This is a genomic window from Streptomyces sp. NPDC097981, from assembly GCF_040302565.1.
GTDB lineage: Bacteria > Actinomycetota > Actinomycetes > Streptomycetales > Streptomycetaceae > Streptomyces.
Window position 1 is genome coordinate 1 of record NZ_JBEORW010000171.1, and the last position, 1780, is coordinate 1780.

At 73.9% G+C, this 1780-nt stretch carries 1 protein-coding gene; it reads right to left on the bottom strand.

Going from position 1 to position 1780, the window contains the following annotated elements:
- Window positions 1-1780 (bottom strand): acyltransferase domain-containing protein (locus tag ABTY04_RS40850; RefSeq protein WP_352218496.1); only part of this gene is annotated, 1780 nt, incomplete at both ends.

The following is a 1780-nucleotide window of genomic DNA, read 5'->3' on the forward strand; positions in this document are numbered from 1 at the left end:
GCTCGGCGCCGTTCTCCGCCAGCCAGCGGGCCACGTGCGCGCCGAGCGCACCCGTACCACCGGTGACCAGCGTCGTCCCGGCCGGACGCCACTCGGGCGCGGTCGGGGCGTCGGCGAGCGGGGCGTGGGCCAGCCGGCGGCCGAACCGCCCGGAGGCGCGGAGCGCCACCTGGTCCTCGGAGCCGTCACCGGCCAGGACGCCCACGAGCCGTTCGAGCGTCCGGTCGTCGGCCTGCGCGGGCAGGTCGAGCAGGCCGCCCCAGCGGTCGGGGAACTCCAGCGCGGCGGTGCGGCCGAAGCCCCACAGCAGGGCCTGCGCCGGGTCCTGGAGCCGCTCGGAGCGGGAGACGGACACGGCGCCGCGGGTGACGCACCACAGGGGCGCGGCGACGTCGGTGTCTCCGAGGGCCTGGACCAGCGCGGCGGTGCCGAGGAGCCCGGCGTGCGCGCGCAGTGCGGCCCCGGCGTCTCCGAGGGCGAGGAGGGACAGTACCCCGGCGGGGGCGGGCGCCCCGTCCGTGGCGGCCTTCAGCACGGCGGCCAGCGCGTCCCGGTCGGCGGCGTCGGCGGCCACGGGGACGGTACGGACCTCGGCGCCCCGGTCGGCGAGCGTACGGAGAACAGCGGCGACCGTGTCACCGGCCGGCCCGGAGGCCGCCTCGGGCACGACGACCAGCCAGGAGCCGGAGAGCCGGGTGCTGGTGGCTTCGGCCAGGGGCGTCCAGGTGACCCGGTAGCGCCAGCCGTCGACGGTGGACTGCTCACGGCTCTGTCGCCGCCACGAGGACAGCGCGGGGAGCAGGGCGGTCAGGGGCTGGTCGCCCTCGATCTGCAGTTCGGCTGTGAGCGCGGCGAGGTCCTCGCGCTCGACGGCGTCCCAGAACCGGGCGTCGATCACGCTCTCGCCCGTCACCTCGACGGCTTCGACCGGCGCGGCCTCGGGCCAGAACCGCTGCGACTGGAAGGCGTAGGTGGGCAGGTCCACGCGCTGGGCACCACTACCGGCGAACACCGCGTCCCAGTCGACCGCCACACCACGGACCCAAGCCTCACCGAGGGAGAGCCAGAACCGCTCCAGACCACCCTCGTTACGGCGAAGAGAACCCAGCACCGCCGCCTCCCGGCCGGCGTCCTCGACGGTCTCCTGCATGCCCACGGTCAGCACCGGATGCGGGCTCGACTCGACGAACACACCAAAGCCCTGATCCAGCAGCGTGCGGGTCACCTGCTCCAGCTCCACCGTCTGACGCAGATTGCGGAACCAGTAACCGGCATCCAGCTCGGTACCGCTGACCCACTCCCCCGTCACCGTCGACAAGAACGGAACCTCGGCGACACGGGGGACGATCGGCGCAAGGAGCTCGGCCAGCTCCTCACGCAGCAACTCCACCTGAGCGGAGTGCGAGGCGTAATCCACCGCGATCCGCCTGGCACGGACACCATCCGCCTCACACGCGGCGAGCAGTTCCTCCAGCGCCTGGACCTCACCGGAAACGACCACCGACGACGGACCGTTGACGGCGGCGACCGAGATCCGCTCCTCACCCCACGGCGCGATCCGCTCACGCACCTCGCTCGCCGGCAGCGGCACGGACACCATGCCGCCCAGCCCCGCCAGCACACGCCCGATCGCCTGACTCCGCAAGGCCACCACACGGGCCGCGTCCTCCAGGGACAAGATCCCCGCCACGCACGCGGCCGCGATCTCACCCTGCGAATGCCCGATCACCGCACCCGGCCGCACACCCGCCCCACGCCACACCTCAGCCAACGACACCAT